Genomic DNA, 24,965 nt, shown 5'->3' on the forward strand with positions numbered 1-24,965 from the left:
GCCGTTAAGCTGCAGGGTACCGTTCAACGGAAGATCAACAATACGGATCTTGGTTAACGGGTTGTTATCCTTGTCTGTAAATTTCGAGGTAAAGTCTATAGCGGCAAAAGGTATCGGGGTATCTTCCACACCGCTCTTGCTGATCGCGGCAACAACAGGAACGTCGTTTACCGGGGTAACCGTGATGTTTACAGGTGCGTTCGAAACTGCATAAGCCGTACCGTCGCTACCGTTCCAGTTGAAAGTGGTCGAACCGTTCCAGTCTGCATTGGGAACAAAAGTGATCTTGTACAGATCCGCTGCGATGATCTCCTGGCCTGCCGTGATGGCAACGCCGTTAAGCTGCAGGGTACCGTTCAACGGAAGATCGACTATGCGGATCTTGGTTAACGGGTTGTTATCCTTGTCTGTAAATTTTGAGGTAAAATCTGCAGCGGCAAAAGGTATCGGGCTATCTTCCACACCGCTCTTGCTGATCGCGGCAACAACCGGAACATCGTTTACCGGAGTAACCGTGATGTTCACAGGCGCGTTCGAAACAGCATAAGCCGTACCGTCGCTGCCGTTCCAGTTGAAACTGGTCGAGCCGTTCCAGTCTGCATTCGGAACAAAAGTGATCTTGTCCAAATCTGCTGCGATGATCTCCTGGCCTACCGTGATGGCAATGCCGTTAAGCTGCAGGGTACCGTTCAACGGAAGATCGACTATGCGGATCTTGGTTAACGGGTTGTTATCCTTGTCGGTAAATTTTGAGGTAAAGTCTACAGTGGCAAAAGGTATCGGGCTATCCTCCACACCGCTCTTGCTGATCGCTGCAACAACAGGAACATCGTTTACTGGGGTAACCGTAATTGAAAGGGTACTTGTGCTAATGCCACCATTACCATCAGTGATGCTGTAGCCGATTACGGGAACCGCACCATTAAAGTCAGCTACTGGCTGAAAAATGTAGCTACCATTTCCATTTATTGTTATCGTTCCAACTCCAGGAATAACCGTAGCAGTATTTAACGGATAATCTGTAGTACCAATGGTGAACTTGGTAACTGCGAGGGTATTGCCATCGATATCAGTATCGTTTGACAGCAGCCCGCTTCCAACAGGGACATTGAGCGTACCATCCTCAACAACAGTTCCCTGATCGGGAGATGCTACCGGAGGAGTATTAACGACCTGAACTGTAGTATTAGCTTTGATATTGTTACACGATCCGCCCTTTCCGTTATTGGTACATTCAAACTGCGGATCAGTTGGAGGTACATTGGCGAGCGTATTGGTTGCATCAGGGTCCGTTACGTCGTTCGGACGCAGAATCGTTGCGCCGACATTCAGCACCGAGCCTGCAACTACCGATGGTATGGCCTTCACCGTGATTACGTAACTGATCGAGCAGCCGTTCGCCAAGGTAAGGTTTGAGTTATATTTTAATTTGTCGGCAGAAATCGCATTGAAAGATTCAGTTGCGCATGCGCTTGACGGCACAACTCCTGTGATTTCATAGCCAGTAGGGACATTAAATGCGAACGGTGCACCGGTTACATCACTCGGTCCGTTGTTCCTGGCAACAACGGTATAACTGATCGTTCCATTGGCTGCAATGGTAGATGCAGATGGTGTGATGCCCACTACTTCAAGATCAGCAGTTTTCACCTCTACTTGAAGGTCTAGTGTTTCCTCAGCACCCAAAACGAACGTCCAGGTGTCCATTGACATATTGTCTCCAAATGTATTTGAAGTAGGGCTATTAACAGCGCCCCATTTATGGCCATTGGTTGTACTGGAGGTTCCCGATGGAATAGCCGTTTGGCTGGCATTTATCGGATTCGAAGCAACATCCCTTACAGGAATATCGGCATCGTTCCAGTAAACAATATTCGATTGTACTGATAAATTATCTGCTGTAAGCAAGTCTAAGATTAATCCATTAGGATTAACCTCCATATCAAAATAGGGAAAGTGAACTTCCGCTCCCTGTAACTGGACGGTCAGGGTTGCCGGAATCGAACCATTGGGGAGTGCTACTCCCGCCCCATCCTTTCCATCCCATTCCACTGAGTTAGGGCCAGCTAATGCCGTCCCTGTCAGCGTTCTTGTTGGGAAGTACAAAGGATCTCCTGCAGACTTTTTACTGATGATTTTAATACTGTACCGACCGGCAAGATTAGCGGTAAAAACCACTTTTCCACCTTTATTACTCACCTGTCCTACTGTTCCGTCTGTACCGATAATGTCCAGATTAGTTACTTCTGGATTTAGCCTTGCATTTTTCAGCCAGGTCGATCCACCGGGCACAGCTCCTGGTGCAGAAACGGGAAGGTCGTTGGAAGGCAAAGTATAAAACATTTTGTGGGTAATCGAAGATTGCGTGTCCGCTATACGGGGATCCTGTATCTGGGACGCAATTCCGGTCGTTGTATTTACACTTTTATATTTAGGCTGATCGGAAGCATCCACCAAGCCTTTGTTATTGACAAAAAATGTAAAACTGATTCCATTATTCCCGTTATTGTTGGTTCGATACGTATAACCATCTTTGGTAAGCACATACATCACGCCGAAAAAGTTCCGATTGGCAGGAAAGGAAGTTCCCACATTGATATCCAGGGTAAGGATGTTGGTATACACCCTACCTGGTATATAGGTTGCTGTCGCGGTATTTGATGAAAAAACGGATACGTCCCATGCTGAAATGAGGGGTGAATTAATGCCATTATTTGCCCAGGCTGCAGTTGCTGCAATGTCTTGCCTTCCGTTAGTAGTGCTATTATTTACACCACCCCCAGCAATAAATTCTACTTTATAAACTCCAGTCCCACCATTTGGAACGGTGTAGTAAACAGGTGTATAAAAATTCCCTCCGGCCACCCCAGGCAACCTCGGTCCTGCAAGTTCGGCAGTTCTATTGGTAATTAATCCGTTTGTATTGCCGGTAAAATTGCTTACTGTACCATCAGGTGCCGTTAATCTGATCGCTGCACTTCCTGTACCCATCTCACTACTGGCCATGGTAATCAGTTCCCCTGCTTTGGCGTAGGTAAAATGCGCATTGAGATCAGGGAATGGATAGGAGGCCGAAGACACCGTACTGGACCGCAGCTTTGCCCTACCTCCAGAAGCGGTGGAAGGATAAAGGTCTCTACTTCCGTCTGCAAAAGTGTTTGAAATTGAAAAAGCGAACAGTATCAGGAGCATTGCTGTTTTCATCAGCACCGAACGTTTAAAGCACGGCACAAAAAAGCATACCCAATTAATAGCTGCCACTATCCTTTTTGGTAAATGTGTATTCATATAAGTAATATTTCGTTTGTCCGAACGGACAATAATGGAGGCCTTGAAAGCGTTAATTTTCAGAGAACATCATGATTGCCGTTAACCTTCATAGTACATTCTGATAAAAAAACGTTTCTCAGTATGTACCCGTAAGTGGCCGCAAATATGCGTTGTGATCGCAGAAATTAAGTATCAATTCATTGGGATGCACAAGATTCACGAATTTTGTACACGCAATACTACAAAAAATCAACCTAAAGGTTTATTTCGTTTTAATTGTTCCGAAATTGAGAGGGGGTACAGCCTTTCAGATTTTTAAAGACACGGTTGAAAGTTGCTTTCGATCCAAAACCACACTCGAATATGATCTCGTCAATACTCTTTATTTCATCATTCGTCAGTAAAAAACAAGCATGATCGATGCGTAACTTATTAATATAGTTGATAAAACTTTCGTTATGAATTCTGCTAAACAGCTGGCTGGTATAGTGGGCCGAAATTCCCAATAAGCCCGCTACTTTTTCGATCGAAAGCGAACTATCAAGGTGGATGTGGTTTTCGGTAATTAGGTTTTGTAAACGCAGGTTGTATTCGGCCAATAATTCTGTCGGAATGCCGGATTTTTCGTAAGCTGGTTCAGCCTTCTGTAACGCGACCTGCTCTGCTGAGTTGCCCTCAGCTTTTGTAATTCCTTTTATTCTTTTGTAAAGATACCTTGCAACTGACAACTGCGCACTAAGCAAAAAGCCATAGATGATGTAAAGACCGATGGTAGGAGGCATGGATTTATGCGGTAGTATGCGCGAAACCATTACTACAACGCCAAAAGACGCCATAAACAGGACCAGTATAGAGGCAACATTGATCATCCTGCTCCTGTCCCCTAATTGAGCTACTGTTTTTTTTGAACTTGTAGAATAAATGGCCCAGCCTCCGTAACTCAAGAGAGAGAGGCCCTGGCATATTCCAAGAACAAAATAGTATTTCCACCGAAACTGCTCCCTTAATAAGGGGTCAGACAACAATACAATGAACGCAATCCAGAAGATAGGGATAGGCATGAGATGAAAAAGGATGCGTTTTCGCATTTTTTTATCCATCTCCCTTATTGAGGTAATAATCCCATGGTATAACAACGGGCCATAACCCAGGGCAAATGGTGCACCTGCATCTACAAACCGGATATCGCCGAAAAAATTAATGGCTATCGCCGTATAGCAAACATGACTGATAGAGTAGAAATGGTAAACCTGCAGTACTTTAAGAAAACTCTCCTTGGCACCCAGCCTGTGGATCAGGATTAATGAAGCAAGCGCAAGCAAAAATATAAGCGATAAAAGTATATTCATGATTTCAGCAGATTGCTACCTACACATTTTGTTTAACCGAACTCCTATACTCTTTTGGAGTCACCCCTACAATCTCCTTAAAGTATTTGTTAAATGCACTTTTCGACTTAAACCCACATTCATAGCTGAGTATTTCTATCTTTAAATCCAAATCTGCTTCAAGTTTTACTTTGGCATGTTGAATACGGAGCTCTGCCAATAGCTGATAAAAATTCTTATCATAAAAAACCTTCAAAACGTTGGTTAGCTGAAACCGGGGAATGCCCGTTTCATCGGCAAGCACTGCAAGTGAGAACTCCGGATCACAAAAGAGATCAGCATTGGATAACACGGCATTAACTTTTTCAAAGTAGACATTCTTCTCACCGGTTTCATGACCGAAAAAATCAACTGGTGTAACCGTTTCGTGCAGCTTCAAATTCAAACCTCCATCCCTGATGTGGGTCCTGATGAAGTTGCCGATCATCAGCCAACCCATGAACAGCAACAAATTGATGAGCAGATTTACATCAAATCCATTCAAAATCTTTGGAAATACAAACTGGCGGATGAGAATGAAAACTATTAATATTGAAATAAAAATGCTAAAATAGAAGAAATTCATCAAAAACATTTCGTCTCTGGCAACCTTCTCCTTTTTTGTCAGTGTAATGAGTGGAAAAATACTATGTCCAGCCATCGAGATGATCATCGCCAAAAAATAAAACAGGTAATAATAATCAAGATAGTCTCTTTTCAGATTCAACATCGCCCATGGTGTCTTCAAACACAGGTATATTAAACTCAATAATGCAAAAAATATAATATTTAATACAAAAAAGATGGTGAACGCAGGCTTTTTCTGCAGACTGAGATAGGCACAACATGCCAAAGGGCCATATAAAACTGCTACCGGTAATCCAGATTCGAGTTGAATTAACACCAGATGAACAAGTGCTACCACGAAAATAGCTATAATGAAATATATAAATTTGTCGCTGGAGGTTTCCAACCACTGGATTTTTTGCTTATTCCCTACAGACCATAGATCAGGGCTTTTATCAACGGACACAGCTAATAGTTAAGAAAATAATTAGGTAACGACGACTTATTTGATATTATCGGACGAATTTACTTACATTTCTCCTTATTAACAATATTTAATTAAAAACGCCTAAAAATACTGAAAGACAACAACATCATCACAAAAAATTGTTGCACATTTCTAAGCAATACAGGTAAATTAAACCAGGTAAAAGCATATCGACTATACAGATTAATATAAAAATAGACATCCAATAATTACAATTTTGGCAAACTTTTTTTTGCTTGGCTAGTTTGGTTTTTGGTACTTTAGACAAAAATTATATCGAGATTAGGGTATGGTCATCCGTTAGCAATGGTAACATTACAATTTGAACATGAATCCGCAAAATAGCAATGCAAATCAAGAGGGCTCAAACAAAAGCCCAAACGCAAAAAACCGGGATTCAGAGACTGGCCTAAACCAACCGTCGTCAACACTATTGCTCAATGCGATCCCACAACAGATCTGGACAGCGGATACATCCGGAGAAATCAATTATGTAAATGATACCGTTTGCCGTGATTTTGGTCAATCCAGAGAAACGGTTTTAGCTTATGGCTGGACTGCGTTTGTGCACAAAGATGATTTGGCAACAAGCATCAACTCGTGGAAGGCGTCACTTGAAAGCGGCAAGGAATATACAAACGAGTTCCGTCTTCTTTTTTCTGATGGTAATTATTACTGGCATCTAGCGATCGCCAGACTAGTAAGACAGGAAGGTAAATCAGATATCTGGGTGGGCACCAATACAAATATCCACTTACAGAAAACCAGTGAGGCGAGAAAAGATGAATTTATCTCTATAGCAAGCCACGAATTAAAAACTCCGCTAACTACAAGTAAGGGGTTTCACCAGCTGCTCTTGCGAATGGTTGGAGAAGGAAAAATAAAAACCTATCTGGAGCGATCAGCCGGGCAGCTCACCCGCCTGGAAAAATTGATTGCAGATCTGCTTGACGTAAGTAAGATCAATGCGGGAAAAATGATCTTTGACTCAAAAACGTTTAATTTCTCAGCTATGCTTACTGATGTTGTTGCGGAAATGCGTCAAATCTATCCTTCCCATCAGTTACTATTAGTGGCCGAAAACAATATTAGCTTTACCGGTGACCAGTTCAGACTGGAGCAGGTTGTCCATAATTTTATTTCCAATGCAGTGAAATATTCTCCTGATGCCAAAACGGTTGAAATCAGCGCCCGGATAATTGATGAGAACATCATCGTATCGGTCAAAGATTATGGCATCGGGATAAAGTCTAAACACCTTAAGCAGTTATTCGAACGCTACTACAGGGCCGATAATTCTTCTACTCGGTTTAACGGGCTTGGACTTGGCCTTTATATTTCCGCTGATATTATAAAACGTCATGGAGGAAGCTTCTGGATAGAAAGCTCGTTTGGTAATGGCGCTACGTTTTCCTTCAAATTACCTTTGATCAGCAGCGGTTCGGCAGATCCGGATATACGCACTAAAAGCTATTACAGGGATAAGCACCTGAGCATAACCTGTCCGGTGGGAAGTGATATCATGTATGTGGAATGGACAGGGTACCAGGATATGAATACCGTCAAACGCGGAGGCTCCCTTATGATTGAGTATTTAAAGGAAAATAGGCGGAGCAAGGTATTTAATGACAACCGACTGGTTCCCGGAACGTGGTCTGAAGCATCAGACTGGGCTGCCAACATCTGGTTGCCTTTGATGGAGCTCGCGGGCTTAAAATTTTTCGCCTGGATATTGTCAGAAAGTGCATTCAGCCAACTATCGGCGCAGAAGAGTGTAGAAAATGAGGAAAAGCATTCTGAAATCGTATTTTTCACACAGGCAGAGGAAGGGCTGAAATGGCTGGAAGAAAAATCAACTTTCCAACCAGACGTAGACATTTAAGATCCATTGAAATCACTAAAAGATACTAAAAAATTTAAATCAATGATCTGCGGCTTTATAGTTATTCAACCCCGACTTTCTGACCAGCAATGGATCAATACTATATATGCAGAATAATTATTTCCAAGCATATAATTGAGTTACCTCGATAGGAAAAACGCTAAGGGGCTTCATCCAGAAGTATTTTATCGACAATTTACGGTATGCCCGTAGGTACCAGTAGTTTTAGGTGATATGAAGGGAATACCCAGATCGGCCGAACGCAGTATGAGCAATGCCCCCATAAAAAACATAAACCAGGGAATAAGTTTATTGGTATTAAAGCGGATGTATTTCTTGAGGAAAATCCCGCCTAACGAAATCATGAGCATCAGTGGGGCGGTACCCAATCCAAAGAGGAACATAAAAGTACCACCAGATTTAATACTACCAGTATTTAACGCAGTTGCAAGTGCCAGATAAACCATCCCGCAGGGGATGATGCCATTAAGCATTCCGACAAACAATCCCCACAATGGCAAATTGAATACTTTTCCCATAAGTCTGCTCAGCGGATTGAGCGCCTTTAACTGAAGCTTTGAAAACCTATTTCTATAAGCAGCGTTAAACTGTAGCGCTGTAAATAAAATCAGTATCGAACCGATTAAGATACTCAGCATTTTCTGATCGCTAAAAATGCGGATACTGCTCCCTAAAGCACCCACCAACAATCCTAACACAGTGTACACGGCAATTCTGCCAAATTGGTACAACAAAAGCTGAAATCCACTTTGCAAGAAATTCTGCTTCGTGAATGGCATACCCAGCATAATTGGCCCGCACATTACGGCGCAATGAAGGCTTCCGAAAAGCCCCATCAAAAATGCCAATGGTAAAAAATCCATCATAGGGTAATGTTATTTTTAAACAGATAATCTTTTCCTGAGGAGTGCCACTGGAGGTTTAAAAACCACATTCCCTTGGGCATTTTAGTTTTATCAACCAGAATAAGATTCGCTGTTCCTGAGGTCTGTCCCTTTAACTTAACATCATCGTTGCTATTGGCAGGCCGCATTAAAACAAGATCGTATTTTGCACTATCTTTTACCTGAATGATAATCTGAGTTTTTGTAATGGTAATTTTGGGACTGGCATTATCGTCTATAACGTTCACTTTGGCCTTGTATTCTGCATTATAATTGATTCCCTTTTCGTAATAATTCTCTTCTATCAGGGCATCTCTTCCATGTACATGGAACATGTAAATAACCATCCCCACAATAAACATCATGAATACAATCATGCCCAACACTATTTTTGTTCCCCAGTTCATAGCTCTTTTTTTAGTTTTGAATGAGTGAATTTTGAATGAGTGATTGTTTACATGCAAATATCATTTCCGCCCCTTCAATCATTCAAAATTCAATCATTCTATCATTCACTTCACTCATTCTCTAATTCAATCCTCAATTCCTTCCGGTTGCGCGAAAAAACTTGTAGTTGCGGTGCTTAAAACTTTTCCATTGGCAATAATTTCGAAAACAGCATCGGTTTTATATTTTTTAATGGAATTATTTTTCCTGATCAGAAAAAAAGTAAGGTGTACCGAACCTTCTTTTGGTAAAATATCAGCTTTTTGGATGAAATTAATTTCGTCTCCCTTTTCCTTCGATCTGAATGTAAACTTTACCGCCTTATTGGTTTTGTTGATCAGTTCTGCATTATAAAGATTGCTCGTTTTATCTGTTCCCCTGCTCTGGTATAATGTACCGCTTGCTCTTAATACCGTGGTCTGGATATCTTCTCTTTTATAGATCAGTGAAGAAAAAACCATCAGTACCACAAACAGTACCGCAGCGTAACCGTAAGCTTTTAAGCCAATTTTATAGGGTTTACGTTCCTTAATAAAATCCTGATTAAAAAAACCGATCAGATTTTTGGGCCTGTTTATTTTAAGCATCACCTCGTTACATGAATCGATACAGGCCGTACAGTTTACACATTCGAGCTGCGTACCTTCGCGGATATCGATACCCGTGGGGCAAACCTGCACGCAAAGTCCACAATCTATACAGTCGCCGGCTGTTAACTCATTAGCATTTTTTTGAAGATGCCCACGTGGTTCGCCTCTGGTAAAATCATAGGCTACTACCAAACTTTGGTTATCTAACAAAACGCCCTGTAACCTGCCGTACGGACAGATTACCGTACACACCACTTCGCGTACATAGGTAAATACCCCATAGAAAATAAATGTAAACAGCCAGATGGATACAAAGCCAGAAATATGGCCTGAAACGGGCTCCGTTATAATGTTAAAGAGTACATCAGAACCGATCATATAAGCAAGAAAAGTATTCGCAATGGCAAAAGAAATCACCAGAAAGATGAAATGTTTACTGCCTTTTTTGAATATTTTCTCCGCGGTCCAACCTGCTTCGTCTAGTTTCTTTTGTTTGTTGGCATCTCCTTCGATCCAGTATTCAATCCTACGGAAAACCATTTCCATAAAAATTGTCTGTGGGCAGGCCCATCCGCACCACAACCTGCCCAACACTACCGTAAAGCACACAATGAACATGATAAAAATGAGCATTGCAAGGGCAAAGAGGTAAAAATCCTGCGGGGTAAAAATCAATCCAAAGAATACAAATTTTCTTTCTATAAAATTGAGCAGTACCAGTTGCTCACCATTAAGTTTTAAAAACGGGCAAGAGAATAAAAACAGCAGCAGCACATAACTTACCCATTTCCGGTAGGTATATAACCTGCCTGATGGCTGTTTGGGATAGATAAAATTTCTGCCCCGGTCTTTATTTTCTTTTTTATTTTTTGGTAACATTGCCCTGGTTTACACTGTCTGTTACTGCTTTCACCTCATTGTCTTTTAAATCTTTCGCTTCGTATTTTTCACCCTGTGGTGCTTTAGCTCCTGCAGGATTACTTCCTTTTAGCGATAAAATAAAGTTGGTAACTGCACTGATCTGTTTTGGATTTAAGTTTTTCTCCCAACTGATCATCCCCTTTTCAGGAATACCATATTTAATGGTTTTGAATACATTATTAATGCTTCCACCATGTAACCAGTATTCGTCGGTTAAATTTGGCCCGATGATGCCCTGACCTTTATCGCCATGACAAACCACGCAGTTTGTAGTGAAAACAGTTTTGCCTTCTTCCAGCACTGTTGGTGTATTATCAAACTTCACCGAGTTTTCATCAATGGTATTGGCCGATTTTTCGAGGTAGGCTGTTTTTTCTATCTTCGCCCTGGCCATTTCATTTTCGTATTCTTGATCCTGCAGGTCTCCATAACCACCAATGTGGTAATAAAAAAGATATGCCGCAGCAAAAATCATTGTACCATAGAAAAGGAAGTTAAACCAGGCCGGCACTGGGTTATCGAGCTCTTTAATGCCATCGTAAGCATGATCGATTACCAGATCCTTTTCTTCTTCAATTGGCCTTAAGCTTAAAAGTTTTGTCCAGATTGAAGGTTTAACAGGTTGTTGCTTTAACCAGCTATCGTAATCCAAAACCGGCTCTTTTACCGGCTTGGTGTATGGTGTAGGATTTAACTGCTCCTGATACATTACCTTGAATGCATTTAACAGGGTTACTGAAACAACAAGAAGCACAACTGCAAAAAGCAAGAGGATTATAATCAGTATTTCCGACTGGTTTAGCCCCAAGCCTGCCTGAGCAGGTGTTACGGTTTCTGCGGCTTTCTCATCCGCAGCAAAGGCTGTAATTGAGATGAACAGGAATAATAACAATAGTTTAATCTTCTTCATATGCATTAGGTTGATTGTCTTGAATGGGAAGCTGGCTCATCACTTCTATATGTTTTTTATTTAGTTTGAGCAGGTAAATACCCACGATTACAAAAAACACCATGAACATGAGCAGTGAGGCGATGAGGTATAATTCGCCACCGGCTAAATCTTTGATCTGGTTGAACATATTTTATTGATTTGAAGGAATGGTTTCTTTATTGGCTTTGATATCGGTACCTAAACGTTGCAGGTAAGCAATAATGGCTACTATTTCCCTGTCGCTTTTAACCTTAATGTTATTCTGTTTTAGGTCGAGTGTAATCTTTTCGGCCTGAGCTTTTAAATCATCGTTGGCACGTTTATCATAACCATCAGGATAAGGAACGCCCAATGTTTGCATGGCCCTGATCTTGCTGGCTGTAGTTGTAATATCCAGTTTTTGTTCGATGAGCCAGGCGTAAGGCGGCATAATACTTCCCGGCGACATTGAAGTAGGATCGACCAGGTGATTGTAATGCCAGGCATCAGAATATTTCCCGCCTATGCGATGAAGATCAGGCCCGGTACGTTTACTGCCCCATAAAAACGGGTGATCGTAAACAAACTCTCCGGCTTTACTATATTCTCCATATCGCTCTGTTTCTGAGCGGAAAGGTCTTACCGTTTGCGAATGGCAGTTTACGCAACCTTCTCGGATGTACAGATCTCTTCCCTGAAGTTCGAGTGCTGAATAAGGTTTTACGCTCGCTATAGTTGGAACATTGGATTGAATGGTAAAAGTGGGCATCATTTCTACCATCCCCCCAATAAGGATAATGATGAGCGAGAGCACCATAAATTTCATTGGCTTACGTTCCAGAACCCTGTGCCAGGCTTTATCTGCGGGAGAGGTTTCAATAATAATTTTGGTTAAAGGCATGGCCTCAGCAGGTTCGTTGGCAAGCAATTTAGCGCCCACCATGGTTTTGGCCAGGTTATAAGTCATGGCAATTACCCCTATTAAATACAGTGCACCACCAATTGAACGTAAAACATGCATCGGGATAATCTGCAGTGTGGTGGCTAGGAAATTCGGGTACTTTAATAAACCTTCGGGCGTAAACTCTTTCCACATCAGCCCCTGCGTAAAACCTGCCCAATACATCGGCACGGCATAAAAAAGGATCCCCAAAGTACCTATCCAAAAGTGGAAACCGGCAAGCTTTTTAGAGTATAATTCTGTTTTGTAAATACGCGGAATTAACCAGTACAGTACACCAAAAGTTAAAAAACCGTTCCAGCCCAAAGCACCAACGTGTACGTGTGCTACAATCCAATCGGTAAAATGTGCTACCCCATTAATCTGTTTTAAAGATAATAACGGACCTTCGAAGGTGGCCATGCCATAAGCGGTAAGGGCAACCACCATAAATTTAAGGGTTACATCTTCCCTTACCTTATCCCAGGCGCCGCGCAAGGTTAACAAACCATTAATCATACCGCCCCAGCTTGGCGCAATTAGCATGATCGAAAAGGCAACACCTAATGATTGTGCCCAACCGGGCAATGAAGTATATAATAAATGGTGCGGGCCCGCCCAGATGTAAATAAAAATGAGCGACCAAAAATGCAGGATACTTAATTTATAAGAGTAAACGGGTCTTCCGGCCATCTTCGGCAAGAAATAATACATCATGCCCAGATAAGGCGTAGTTAGAAAAAATGCCACCGCATTATGCCCGTACCACCATTGTACCAGCGCATCCTGAACACCTGCATACACATAATAACTTTTCATGAAAGAAATGGGCAGCTCAAAAGAGTTTACGATGTGCAATACGGCTATGGTAACGAAAGTGGCAATGTAAAACCATATGGCCACATACAAATGGCGTTCTCTTCTTTTGAAAATGGTACCGAACATATTTACTCCGAATACCACCCATATGATGGTAATGGCAATATCAATCGGCCATTCGAGTTCGGCATATTCGTGCGAAGTTGTAAAACCTAATGGAAGGGTAATTACTGCCGATAAAATGATCAGCTGCCAGCCCCAAAAATGAATTTTGCTCAGCACATCGCTAAACATCCTTGCTTTTAACAAACGCTGGAGCGAATAATAAACGCCCATAAAAATGGCATTGCCCACAAAGGCGAAAATTACAGCGTTGGTGTGCAGCGGCCTGATGCGGCCAAATGTGGTGTACTGACTGCCCATGTTCATTGCGGGTTTAAACAGTTGCATGGCTGCAAGCAAGCCAACTGTCATGCCTATAATTCCCCATACCAGGGTGGCAATACCAAAGTTCCGAACAATCTTGTTATCGTAAGTAAATTTTTCTAACTGCATAATAGAAGCTGAATTTTTGTATGTTTTGTATGCCAAAGGTATCTGGCAGTAGGTGGATAAAGGGTGATAACGGTTAACTAGAAAAGTGATCTTCTTCACTTTTTTCGGCAACAACTTCATCATCGAAGAGCATGCGGATACCTGGCGTATGTACATCATCATTCTGACCGGTTTTATAAGCCCAAAAGAATGCAGCCAAAAAAATGAGTGCCATTAAAACACTGCAGCCAACCAAAAAGTAAAGGATGTTCATATCAGTTTATTTTTACGGGCAAACCACCTGGTTGCCAAAGTGGTAAAGGAGATAATGGTAACGGTACTGATGGGCATTAACACCGCGGCCACCAGAGGATAAAGTGTGCCCTGCACAGCAAAGTAAATACCAATACAGTTATACGCGATGGCTATTGCGAAGCTTGTTTTAATGATCTTCAGCCCGTCTTTACTTAACTGGATAAAATCTGGCAGATAATTTAAGGCGCTGCCTTTGAGAATGGCATCGCAGCCGGGCGTAAAATTGTTGATGTTATCCGTTAATGCGATTCCAAAATTACTTTGTTTTAGGGCTCCGGCATCGTTTAATCCATCACCCAACATCATTACTTTATTCCCACCCTGCTGAAGCTTTAAAACTGCATCTAGCTTTTGGTGCGGGCTCTGGCGGAAACTGATGGTTGTATTTTTAGTAAAAATGGCATCCAGCATCCAGCGGTCTTTATCGGTATCGCCAGATAAAACCTGCAAATTGAATCGAGAAAGTTTTAGAATCATTTGTTCCAGCCCTGGCCGCCACTGTTGCCTGATATCAAAACATCCTTTATATACATGATCGATCACAATATGCACCCCGCTTTCTCCGGCAGATGCTACTTGGACCGGCAGCATTGACAGGTGCCCAGCATAGATACTTTGGCCGTTAATTTTGGCCGTCAAACCTTTTCCTACCACCTCTTGATAATCGCTGAGCGAATAAAATCGGTCAACATTTAAGGCCTTAATAATATGCCTGCTCAAGGGATGTATCGAATTGCGCAACAATGAGGCAACAATAATCTTTTCTTCATCGGTTATCATTCCGCTAAAGATGATCTCTGCATTTTCATTACTGGTCAGCGTACCTGTTTTATCAAAAATCAGGGTATCGCATTTGGCAAGTTCTTCAACGGCATCTGTATTTTTCACATAAAAACCCTTCTTATCAAAAACCGATAAAATTGCGGATAAGGTAAATGGCGTGCTCAAAGCCAGCACGCATGGACAGGCGACAATAATTACAGCAGTAAATGCCGACCAGGCCTTGTGGCTATCGTTTTGAAGTAACCAATACCCCGTGGCGGCAAATGCAATCAGGAAAACACCCAGGCTGAAGTACTTGGCTACGCTATCGTTAAAATTCTGTTTTTCGAAATTGTTTTTATAATTATCGTTGTTCCATAAACCGGTTAAATAACTTTGCGAAACAGGTTTAATTACTTCAAGCTCTATGGCCTCGCTGGTTTGTCTGCCACCGGCATAAATAATCTCACCCAAAACTTTATGTACAGGATCAGACTCACCGGTAACAAAACTCATGTCCATCCAGGCATCACCTTTCATTAGAATGGCATCAGCCGGAACCAGCTCGCCACTCCTGATCCATAACCGGTCGCCAATCTTGACTTCGTTAATAGCAACTGGTTTTTCTTTGCCGTTTAGCAGTGTAGTTACTGCAATCGGGAAGTAGGAACGGTAATCGCGATCAAATGAAATGTGATGGTAGGTGCGCTGTTTGAGCCATTTGCCCATTAAAAGCAAAAACACCAAACCGGTTAAGGTATCGGCAAAACCCGGGCCTGTACCAAAAACAACTTCAAAAGCCGTGCGCAGGAAAAGCACCGCAATAATTAATGCTAAAGGCGTATCGAGGTTAACGTGCCTGTGTTTAAGGCTTGTTATAGCTGAGGTAAAATAATCGCGGCCGCAATAAAAAGCAGCAGGGATAGAGAACGTAAGGTTTAGCCAGCCAAAAAGCGATTGAAATTGTTGCTCGAAACCCGATAAACCAAAATACTCGGGAAAGCTAAAGAGCATAACATTGCCCATTAAAAAACCGGCAACGGCTATTTTTAACACCAAAGCTTTATCTACCGAACTGCTGTGTTCCTTTACTATATCCTGAAGACTGATTAAAGGCTCATATCCAATCTGGTTTAATGTTTCTACCAGCTTCCTTAACGAAATTTCGTCGTGATTGAAACTTATAGTCACCTGTTTTTTAAGAAAATCGATCCTCGAGCTGAATATAGCGGAGTTGATTTTATAGAGGTGTTCCAGCAACCAGATGCATGAACTGCAGTGAATGGCCGGAATGTAAAATGTAATGATGCTCGAGCTTTCATGTTTATAATCGAGCAGCTGATCGATAATTTTTGGCTCATCCAGATATTCTAAATGGCTTTCATTTTTAAATTGCCTGCCCGGGTTGTTATTGTACACATAATAATTACATAAATTATTCGCTGAAAGGATCTTGAAAACGGCCATACAACCCGCACAGCAAAAATCTTTATCTTCCGCATGATATTTTACCTTAGGCAGATCTTCGCCGCAATGATAGCAAAGGGTATGTGCTGCAGTTTTATATTGATCTTCCATTCTAGACTGTACTTAAATTGATGAGCTGAACAATTGGGTTTTGGGCTGTTTGAGCCATAGCTTCTCGTCAAAAGCCATACACACGTTCCGTAAAAAAGATCGCCCTTTGGTGGTAATCCTGATTTCTTTTTCCGTTACCCATACCAATTTGTCTTTTACTAAAGGCAACAGCCTGCCATACACAGGCTCGGGAATACCTTCGTTGTAGCTTGTATTTTCCCTGCATATCATGTTAAGGATATGTTTTCTTACCTCAAGATCTTCGCCTGTAAGGAAATGACCTTTTTCTACAGGCAATGTTGCCTGCGATATTTTATTGAGGTAGCTTTCTACCGTTTTTGGGTTTTGGGCAAAGGCTGTCCAGCTATCGCTGATGGAAGACACACCCAATCCGATAAGTAAACGGGTATGCTGATTGGTATAGCCCATAAAATTGCGATGGAGTTTCAGATCAGCCATCGCCTGGAACAATGAATCGGTTTTTAGCGCGAAATGATCCATACCAACGTCTTTATACCCAGCTTCATCCAGTAACTGCCTGCCCAGTTGGTATAAGGCAAACTTTTCATCACCAATTGGAATATCTTCTTCACTATAATGTCTCTGACCGGGCTTTAACCAGGGCACATGCGCATAACTGTAAAAGGCAATCCGGTCTGGCCGCATATCGATTACCTGTTTTATGGTGTCTGTTAATCCATTAACAGTTTGCCCTGGAAGGCCATAGATCAGATCAAAATTAACAGAGGTATAACCGATTTTCTTTGCTTCTGCCGTAACCTCAGCTACCTGTTGGGGCGTTTGAAAGCGGTTGATCAGGAACTGAACTTTTGGATCAAAGTCCTGTATCCCTAAACTTAACCTCCTAAAGCCAAGTTTGTAAAGTGTGGTTAAATGTAGTTCAGTAGTATTGGCAGGATGTGCCTCGAAAGAAAATTCTGCACCTGGTGCCAAGATTGCATGCTTCGTAATGCCATTGATGAGCATTTTGAGGTTTTCTGCACTAAAAAAAGTAGGGGTTCCGCCACCCAGGTGCAGTTCCTTTAGTTTAGGTTTCTCCCTCAAAACTTCTACATACATTTTCCATTCTGCCAGTACAGCTTTTATATATGGTACCTCTACACCGTGATTTTTTGTTATCCGGGTATTACAACCGCAATAGGTGCATAGGCTCTCGCAAAATGGAAGGTGGATATATAGACTGATCCCTTCATCTTTATGGCTTTCATAGGTGTTGGCTACATTGGCTAACCAACCATTTGCAGTGAAATTTTCAATATCCCAGTAAGGAACAGTTGGATAACTGGTGTACCTTGGTGTGGCAACATTGTATTTTTTAAGCAATGCAGAAGTTTCCATTATTTGAGCGCTTTTACGGTGGAACATTCGTTTTGACAGCAGCACGCGCTACCTACGCATTTACCCACAGCCCATTGATCGAGGTTTCTGATCACCTGTTCCATCCGCTGTTTAGCATCGGCATCACCAGATGCCAAAGGAACATTTGCTATTTTAATTCCGGCAGAACCCGCAGCTTTTAAATCGAGGTGATCTGTTTCGGAAGATGAGGTGGCAATGTATTTTATGCCCAGGGCTTTTAACCCCAGAATCATCGCCCCACTTAACTCATCGTTGTTAAAAACCAAGAGGGCCTCCTTTCCGGTTGCAAATGAAAGCGTATCGACTGTTAAACTGTTCGCAATTATGGTAATGTCGTGTTTTTTATAATTGGCCAGTACCAACCATTCCTTTTCATCGGGTTTGATGTTGTAAGCTATAGCTTTCATATACAGAGTTTATATATACAAAACTATGGTCCCGGGCAGGTGCAACAGGTGAGCATGCTTAGAGAAAAAAATGATTTTTATTACATTTTTTAGTTTGGCGTTGGGCGTTGGGGGTCGATTAACCGATGTAAACAATTTGAGTCCAGCGTTTGGCGCTAGGAGCATAGCGTAGACTAACCGATTAAACAATTTGAGCCCAGAGTTTGGCGCTAGGAGCATAGCGTAGACTAACCGATTAAACAATTTGAGCCCAGCGTTTGGCGCTAGGAGCATAGCGTAGACTAACCGATTAAACAATTTGAGCCCAGAGTTTGGCGCTAGGAGCATAGCGTAGACTAACCGATTAAACAGTTTACTGATGAATCACCCTGGGCAATGAACATAACCTATTGAATATGATCGTCATTCCCACGCAGGTGGGAATCCTAAAGCAATAAGATTACCAATCAATTACAGATTCTAAAATTGGCGTCGTCTCGACCGAAGCAAATGCGACGTGTTCCAAAGGAACTCCTTTGGAGGAGAAGTCTTTGGACTATGCCTTATATCCTGCTGAACTTATTTCAGCAGCTATAGATTAAAGATTCTTCACTGCGTTCAGAATGACAGGCTAAACAATTAAACACTAACCACTTAGCAATGAGTAAATTACTGTTTAATGTTTCTGAGTTTTTCGATCGAGCGGATATTTATGGCATTACCTGTTTTATCGATCAGTTTTTCATCTTTAAAATCAGCAAGCATTCGGCTTACGGTTTCGCTGGCTGTACCTACCAATGCAGCAAGGTCATCACGAGAAATCCGGATGGTACAGCTGTCTTCAACACCGTCTCCAAATTTAGCCGCTACTTGCAGCAATGCTTCTGCCACACGCTTTCTTACCGAAGAGTAGGCGAGTTGAAGCATCTGCTTTCCTTTATCGCGCACATTTCCTGATAGCAAAGCGATAAATTTTTTGGATACGGCCTGATGGTTGAGCAGGTACTCCATAAAATCTGTTTTGGGGATCTGGATAATGTCTGATTCGGTTAAAGTTGCAGCATTATCGGCATACACTTCCCCGTTGCACAAACTTTCGTACCCAAAAAAATCGCCGTCATGATACAGATTGGAAGAAAGTTCCCTGCCATCTTTGAAACGTTTATATGTTTTTACCTGCCCTTTAACCAAATAATACAAATGGCTAGGTTCATCCCCTTCCACATAAATGATCTGCTTGTTGCCAATTGGTCTTAATTTGCCCTTTTTACGAAGCTCATCCATGACCGTTTCACTGTTGCCTGCACTTGAATTAAAGCCAGCTGACTGTTGTTTCTTTTTAAACCTGCTTTCTATGGCCTTAAAAAGTTCTATATCATCAAACGGTTTGGTGAGGTAATCATCTGCACCCATTTCCATTCCTTTTCGCATGTCTGCCCGCTCGGTTTTTGCCGTAATGAAGATAAAAGGGATATTGGCCGTTTTTTGGTTTTTGTTCAGTAGGTATAGTACACCATAACCATCAAGTTCTGGCATCATGATATCACAAAGAATCACATCAGGCAAATGGTTCAGAGCCATTTCTACACCGAGTTTACCATGTTTGGCGGTAAAAGTCTGGTAACCTGCCAGATCAAGCACCTCAGCTGTACTTTCCCTTATGTCGTCATTATCTTCAATAATCAAAACTTTCTTGTTCATGGAGATTGGGTGTTTAATTATAAATTATTTACCGGGCGCAAAGGTGAGTGTAAAAGTGGTACCTGAGTTTTGTTCGCTCTGGCAGGCTACGGTACCATTCATCAGACCTACATATCTTTTTACAATGTTCAGGCCTAAACCAGTGCCAGGGATGTCGCCCGTATTGTGTGCCCTGAAAAATGGTTCGAACAGATTTTGCTGATCTATTTTTGGAATTCCGATTCCATTGTCTTTCACCTCCAAAATGAGTTCATCATCTTTTAAAATAGAATTGAACTGGATCAAGGTATCTGCTCCAGAGTATTTTATCGAATTGGAAATCAGGTTAATGACACAGTTTTTCAACAGGTTCGGATCGAGGTAAACTTCGGCGGTTGTACCGGTGTGCTCGTAAATAATGTGCTGGTTCTCTTTGGTCATCATCTGCATTTCTTCAGCTATTTCTTCAGCAAAACTGATGATATTGAAAGATTGTGCCGATGCTTCCACTTTTCCTGCTTCAAGTTTTTCCAATGAAAGGAAGTCGTTCAGGATCGTAGTGAGGTTGTTGATCGAATTTTTGATTTTCAGTGTATGTTTTTCTACACTGGCCACATCATGCCTGGAGGTATATTTATCGATTAAGGAAGCCGATAATTGTATCGAACTGAGTGGTGTTCTAAACTCATGCGAGGCCATAGAAACAAACCTTGTTTTGAGCTGATTGAGTTCTTTCTCTTTCTGAAAAAGCGCCTGCATATTTTCTTTGGCCATTTCGAGTTCGGATACCAGCTTTACCAGATCGTGTGTGCGTTCCTTGATCTTGACCTCTAATTTTTCGGTATAGCTTCTGATCTGCTCTTCATTGGCCTTTTCTTTACTCAGATCGTGGATAAAACCGGTATAAATTTTACGGTCGCTAAATTTTACTTCGCTTACCCCCAGCCTGAAAGGAAAAACCGAGCCATCTTTGCGCTTGCCAGAAACTTCTCTTCCAATCCCTATAATGTGTTTCTGCCCCGTATGTTCATATCTGGATAAGTAGCCATCATGGCGCGAATGATCAGGTTCTGGCATTAACACCGATACGTTTTTTCCAACCAGTTCTGCTCTGCCATAACCAAAAAGCTCAAGTGCAGCCGGGTTTAAATGTTCTATAATCCCTTTATCATCAATGGTTATAATCCCATCAATGGCATTTTCAATAATGGCATCTAAAAATTTCGATCTATCCATGTAATACATCAGTATATCCTCGTAAATATAGAAAAGTTATTTGCGATCTTTTTTCTCTTATTCAACAATCAATCCGTCCAGTTTGTCTTTCGACTTCGCCAGCTGTTCATATAATCCTTTTAATTCCCCGGAAGCCTGATCTGCAACCTCGGCAAAAAGATTTTTATAATAATTAATCCCTTCAGCCAATTGGAGTTTAAATGCGTTTAACTGCTTCCTTTTTTTATCGCTAAAATGTTGAAGCTGTTGTTTAATGTCTTCCTGAAGATAATCGATATAAAGATTGAGTTCTTTGATGAATATATGTGGCCGTTCTACCTGCCTCAACAAGTTAATTTTCCCGTAAATATGGCCAACCATTTCATCAAATGAATATACATCAGAAAAATAGGCCATGTTTGGCCCCGGACAAATGGCTACTGCGGTGCTTTCTTTGGGTTTGGCCATATTATATTTGAGATAGGTAGCGGCGCATAAGCCCTCACAAAGGCAAACTTTTTCGGTTACCAGATTAAACTGCTTTTGATATTCGCCTGCGGATAGGCCGGCAGTTTTAAGACTTTTGATTTTTAAGTGCTGATATTCGCGGGATGCCGTACAGATGGCCTGCTCAGTAAATTCGGTATTGTTGCAAAGGTATTTTTTGGTACATGGGCTTCCCGGCCTGCCCTTTTCAATCCGCTCGGCACGTTGGCGTTCTATTGTACTGTTTTTAAAATTATTAAACTGAATACCCAGCGGAGAGGCTCCACTCAGGTAAAAATCGCTTTCTGTTGAACTGGCCAATTGCGCCAATGTTTCGGCATCTACATTCGTTACTTCGGGTACCAATAGGAACGGGCTTCCCCAACCTGTGGCATCGAGATTGTAGTGTTGAAGGAGGAAATCGTGTTCTGCAGCCGTACCAATCCCACCCTGAACACTTACCCGCTGTTTGGGCTGTTTTTCTGTTGGGATTCCCTTTTGCACTAAAGCAGATTGGTACATGTTAAAAAGCTCAGCAAGCATATCGTTTTTTTTGAGCTTAAATTCTTCCAAAATTGGGCCCAGTAAATAGCCTTCTGTTGCAAATGCATGGCCACCACAGTTTAAGCCCGACTCTATCCTGAATTCTGAAACCCATAAACCCTTTTTTGCCAAAAATTTAGCCTGGATCAGTGCCGATCTGAAGTCGCTAACCTTTAAGATGATTTTCTTTTTCAGCTTGCCATTTTCATCAGGAAAAAAGTCTTCAAAATTTTCCATATAGCTGTATAATTTCGGGTTCATGCCGGCAGAGAGTACAACAGAGGCGTTCAGCTTACTTTCCGCAAAACCACGGAGTGCACTTAAGGCATCGGTATTGAGATCGCCAGTGTATTGGTCATCTACATAATTCATTTTATCTACCTTGGCCATAATATTCACATCAATAGCCCCCATCCGCATTGCATTTTTTAAAAGCGCCTGGAAGGTCTGCTTGGTTTCACCTTCGGGATAGTCCAGCATCAGTTCGTAACCATGTTTTAATTTAGACCTATCAGGAAGTAGTTCGAAATAACGGCATATATCATTTCCGGCACTAAAATCCTGTTTTTTTAAGGCTTTAAAATCGTCGGTTATCGTTTCCAGCAAAAAATTGAGGTATGCAGTGATGCGTCTACTCCGGCAGTCAGCTGCTCCTTTTGGAATCGCTTCGAAATGAACCGCCCGGTTTTTTGAATGATAAGCCCGCATGCGCTCGATCAGTTCATCATCAACAATAGACAGCACTGATGAAATACCGTACCTGGCAACTTTTAATGGCGTATCAATAGAATAGCCGAGGCCTAATACAGGGATATGGAATGAATGTGGCATGGTGTTTCGTAATAATGTTTGGCCTTTTACAATAAAAAGCCGATGATTTCGACAGCAAAACTATTATAGTTGAACTGGTCTGGAGATGATGCCTGTCAAAACGAAAAGTGAGTGAGGTCACTTTTTAACGTTTTATAATACCAAACTTGACATACTATTATAGCAGGCCCCATTCGCTTAGCAGGCGAAATATTCAATACCCTTAATATCAAAATCGATTACTGAGTTCCTTTTCGCGATTATAAATTTCCATACCATCTCCATTATCGCAATCCACATTACGGTAATCTGCATTACGATAATTCAATATAAGTTTTTTCCTAAATTATTAGTGTGGTTATTTTTATCATTGTCGTAGTATTTCGCATATAGTATGCCCTTTCGTAAGCCATAAATTTTATTAGCAAAAATACAGTGGTTGAATTAACTTGCAATTGATGTAGATTTGGATGATTGAGGCAGTTTTCCCTAAAACCGTCTTTGAAGGCTGATTTTTCATCTGCTGCAGCAATTTTATCGTAGGTAGGAAGGATTGCTTTCCCGAAAAGTCGGGACAGCCTGTCGTTGCTCTCCCAACGATATCACATTTTGGAATCTGTTATTTCTGTCAATCAACACTATCGTTTACCTCGAATCTACCTGTTTTAAGATGAAAGATAATTTTGAACACGATAAGATCTTCATCATAAGTATCTTTTTTGCCAGTTCCATGCGATGGTTGCTCCGAAGGTGTACTGGTTAAAGGCATCATCCGATGGATAATTCCCTGAAGGGCTCTTTGTTTTTCTGCAGCATCCGTAATTTCTTCAAACTTGCCCCAGCACACCACACTTTTCCAGTTATAAGTATCGCGGATCTGATCGGTCTGAAAGCATACCTGAGGGTTACTTTTCATCATCCTGATTTTTTGCCCCGGAGCAGAATGGGCGTAGACCATGCCGCTGCTGTACACATAATTAATGGGCACAATGTAACTCAGCCCATGAGCATGGCAGGCCAAACGGCCAATATATTGTTCCTTAAGGAGCTTTTCTATATCCTCTTCTTCTAGTTTTCCTAACATCTTACAAAAATTATATTTATTATAAATCAAGCTCCCGCAATATCCAAAACAATCCGGCCATCAATCTCGCCCTTTTTCATTTGATCGAACACATTATTGATATCTTCCAGTTTTGCTGATTTAACCTGCGCCCTTACCTTTCCATCTACCGCAAATTCGATCGCTTCCTGCATATCCTTTCTTGTGCCGACAATAGAACCCCTGATGGTTATCCTGTTCAACACGGTATCGAATATGGGAAGGTCGAAACTGCCCGGAGGTAGTCCGTTTAGGGATAAGGTGCCTTTTCTGCGCAATGCCGAAAGCCCTTGACTAAAAGCAACAGGTGTTACTGCCGTAACCAATACGCCGTGCATACCCCCGGTTTGTTTTTTAAGAAATTCACCTGGGTCATGCTCAAGCGCATTAACAACAATGTCTGCACCGAGTTTTCTGGCCATCTCCAGTTTATCGTTTGCAATGTCAATCGCGGCAACCTGAAAGCCCATGGCCTTTGCATACTGAACCCCAAGATGGCCGAGCCCGCCAATACCAGATATGGCTACCCACTCACCTGCTTTTGCATCGGTTTCTTTTAAACCTTTGTATACGGTAACCCCGGCACAGATAATCGGCGCCATTTCTGCAAAATTTACGTGCGAAGGAAAATGCGCAACATACCTGGAATCGGCAATGACATATTCTGCAAAACCTCCATCAACACTATAGCCTCCATTTTGCTGCTCATAGCATAATGTTTCCCAACCGGTTAAGCAGAACTCGCAACAGCCACATGCACTATATAACCAAGGCACACCAACCACATCTCCTTCCTTAACAGTTTTAACATCATGTCCCATTGCCGCTACCAGTCCAATGGCTTCGTGGCCTGGCACCAATGGCATTTTTGATTTTACCGGCCAGTCTCCATTACAGGCATGCAGATCGGTATGGCATACCCCGCATGAAATTACCTTAACCAAAATCTCATATTGATTGAGTGGTCTAACCGGAAGTTCTTCTATGGCCAGTGGTCCTCCATATTCATGGATAACTGCGGCTTTCATTGTTTTAGGATACATATATGCTGTTTTACAATAGATTTTTA

The 24,965-nt window shown here is 41.8% G+C and carries 19 protein-coding genes; 1 reads left to right on the top strand and 18 read right to left on the bottom strand.

Annotation, left to right across the window (positions count from 1 at the left end):
* The 3 genes from LQ201_RS24290 to LQ201_RS24300 all read right to left on the bottom strand — a co-directional run.
* The coding region (locus tag LQ201_RS24290; protein WP_230146709.1) for a tandem-95 repeat protein at positions 1 to 3,288 on the bottom strand (3,288 nt) is incomplete at its 3' end.
* A 254-nt stretch (positions 3,289 to 3,542) separates the two neighbouring features.
* A complete protein-coding gene (locus LQ201_RS24295; protein WP_230146330.1) occupies positions 3,543 to 4,619 on the bottom strand; it encodes a helix-turn-helix transcriptional regulator in 1,077 nt (358 codons plus the stop codon).
* Between the two features lie 19 nt (positions 4,620 to 4,638).
* The gene (locus LQ201_RS24300; RefSeq protein WP_230146710.1) at positions 4,639 to 5,385 is read right to left on the bottom strand and encodes an AraC family transcriptional regulator; all 747 of its coding nucleotides are present in this window, start codon (positions 5,383 to 5,385) and stop codon (positions 4,639 to 4,641) included.
* 634 nt (positions 5,386 to 6,019) lie between these two features.
* On the opposite strand from LQ201_RS24300, the gene LQ201_RS24305 reads away from it, so the two are divergent.
* Positions 6,020 to 7,573, top strand: a complete 1,554-nt coding sequence (locus LQ201_RS24305) for a PAS domain-containing sensor histidine kinase (protein ID WP_230146332.1) — start codon at positions 6,020 to 6,022, stop codon at positions 7,571 to 7,573.
* A 185-nt stretch (positions 7,574 to 7,758) separates the two neighbouring features.
* On the opposite strand, the gene LQ201_RS24310 is transcribed toward LQ201_RS24305, so the two are convergent.
* The 15 genes from LQ201_RS24310 to adhP form a co-directional block, all read right to left on the bottom strand.
* On the bottom strand, positions 7,759 to 8,460 hold the full coding sequence (locus tag LQ201_RS24310) for a sulfite exporter TauE/SafE family protein (protein WP_230146333.1): 702 nt from the start codon (positions 8,458 to 8,460) through the stop codon (positions 7,759 to 7,761).
* A complete protein-coding gene (locus LQ201_RS24315) occupies positions 8,457 to 8,885 on the bottom strand; it encodes a FixH family protein (RefSeq protein ID WP_230146334.1) in 429 nt (142 codons plus the stop codon). The genes LQ201_RS24310 and LQ201_RS24315 overlap by 4 nt, the downstream gene beginning before the upstream one ends.
* A gap of 126 nt (positions 8,886 to 9,011) precedes the next feature.
* Positions 9,012 to 10,394: a cytochrome c oxidase accessory protein CcoG gene (gene ccoG, locus LQ201_RS24320; protein ID WP_230146335.1), complete on the bottom strand. Its 1,383-nt coding sequence runs from the start codon at positions 10,392 to 10,394 to the stop codon at positions 9,012 to 9,014.
* Positions 10,378 to 11,346, bottom strand: a complete 969-nt coding sequence (locus LQ201_RS24325; RefSeq protein ID WP_230146336.1) for a cbb3-type cytochrome c oxidase N-terminal domain-containing protein — start codon at positions 11,344 to 11,346, stop codon at positions 10,378 to 10,380. The genes ccoG and LQ201_RS24325 overlap by 17 nt, the downstream gene beginning before the upstream one ends.
* The gene (locus LQ201_RS24330; RefSeq protein ID WP_230146337.1) at positions 11,333 to 11,515 is read right to left on the bottom strand and encodes a hypothetical protein; all 183 of its coding nucleotides are present in this window, start codon (positions 11,513 to 11,515) and stop codon (positions 11,333 to 11,335) included. Before LQ201_RS24330 ends, LQ201_RS24325 begins: the two co-directional genes overlap by 14 nt.
* A 3-nt stretch (positions 11,516 to 11,518) precedes the next feature.
* Positions 11,519 to 13,660 carry a cytochrome-c oxidase, cbb3-type subunit I gene (gene ccoN, locus LQ201_RS24335; RefSeq protein WP_230146338.1) on the bottom strand — a complete coding sequence of 714 codons (2,142 nt, stop codon included), beginning with the start codon at positions 13,658 to 13,660 and terminating at the stop codon, positions 11,519 to 11,521.
* Positions 13,661 to 13,733: 73 nt separating this feature from the next.
* The gene (ccoS, locus tag LQ201_RS24340; RefSeq protein WP_029278967.1) at positions 13,734 to 13,913 is read right to left on the bottom strand and encodes a cbb3-type cytochrome oxidase assembly protein CcoS; all 180 of its coding nucleotides are present in this window, start codon (positions 13,911 to 13,913) and stop codon (positions 13,734 to 13,736) included.
* A complete protein-coding gene (locus tag LQ201_RS24345; protein ID WP_230146339.1) occupies positions 13,910 to 16,294 on the bottom strand; it encodes a heavy metal translocating P-type ATPase metal-binding domain-containing protein in 2,385 nt (794 codons plus the stop codon). Before LQ201_RS24345 ends, ccoS begins: the two co-directional genes overlap by 4 nt.
* A 12-nt stretch (positions 16,295 to 16,306) precedes the next feature.
* Positions 16,307 to 17,653, bottom strand: coding sequence for an oxygen-independent coproporphyrinogen III oxidase (hemN, locus tag LQ201_RS24350; RefSeq protein WP_230146340.1), 1,347 nt, complete (start codon positions 17,651 to 17,653; stop codon positions 16,307 to 16,309).
* Positions 17,653 to 18,081 carry a lactate dehydrogenase gene (locus tag LQ201_RS24355; protein ID WP_230146341.1) on the bottom strand — a complete coding sequence of 143 codons (429 nt, stop codon included), beginning with the start codon at positions 18,079 to 18,081 and terminating at the stop codon, positions 17,653 to 17,655. Before LQ201_RS24355 ends, hemN begins: the two co-directional genes overlap by 1 nt.
* Before the next feature lie 648 nt (positions 18,082 to 18,729).
* The gene (locus LQ201_RS24360) at positions 18,730 to 19,761 is read right to left on the bottom strand and encodes a response regulator (RefSeq protein ID WP_230146342.1); all 1,032 of its coding nucleotides are present in this window, start codon (positions 19,759 to 19,761) and stop codon (positions 18,730 to 18,732) included.
* A gap of 24 nt (positions 19,762 to 19,785) precedes the next feature.
* A complete protein-coding gene (locus tag LQ201_RS24365; protein ID WP_230146343.1) occupies positions 19,786 to 20,976 on the bottom strand; it encodes a PAS domain-containing sensor histidine kinase in 1,191 nt (396 codons plus the stop codon).
* Between the two features lie 57 nt (positions 20,977 to 21,033).
* Positions 21,034 to 22,815, bottom strand: coding sequence for a hypothetical protein (locus LQ201_RS24370; RefSeq protein WP_230146344.1), 1,782 nt, complete (start codon positions 22,813 to 22,815; stop codon positions 21,034 to 21,036).
* Positions 22,816 to 23,422: 607 nt separating this feature from the next.
* Positions 23,423 to 23,878 (bottom strand): pyridoxamine 5'-phosphate oxidase family protein, encoded by a 456-nt coding sequence (locus LQ201_RS24375; protein ID WP_230146345.1) that lies wholly within the window; start codon positions 23,876 to 23,878, stop codon positions 23,423 to 23,425.
* Between the two features lie 26 nt (positions 23,879 to 23,904).
* The gene (gene adhP / locus LQ201_RS24380; RefSeq protein ID WP_230146346.1) at positions 23,905 to 24,939 is read right to left on the bottom strand and encodes an alcohol dehydrogenase AdhP; all 1,035 of its coding nucleotides are present in this window, start codon (positions 24,937 to 24,939) and stop codon (positions 23,905 to 23,907) included.
* Positions 24,940 to 24,965 lie beyond the last annotated feature (26 nt).

This window comes from Pedobacter sp. Bi126 (assembly GCF_918698245.1).
GTDB lineage: Bacteria > Bacteroidota > Bacteroidia > Sphingobacteriales > Sphingobacteriaceae > Pedobacter.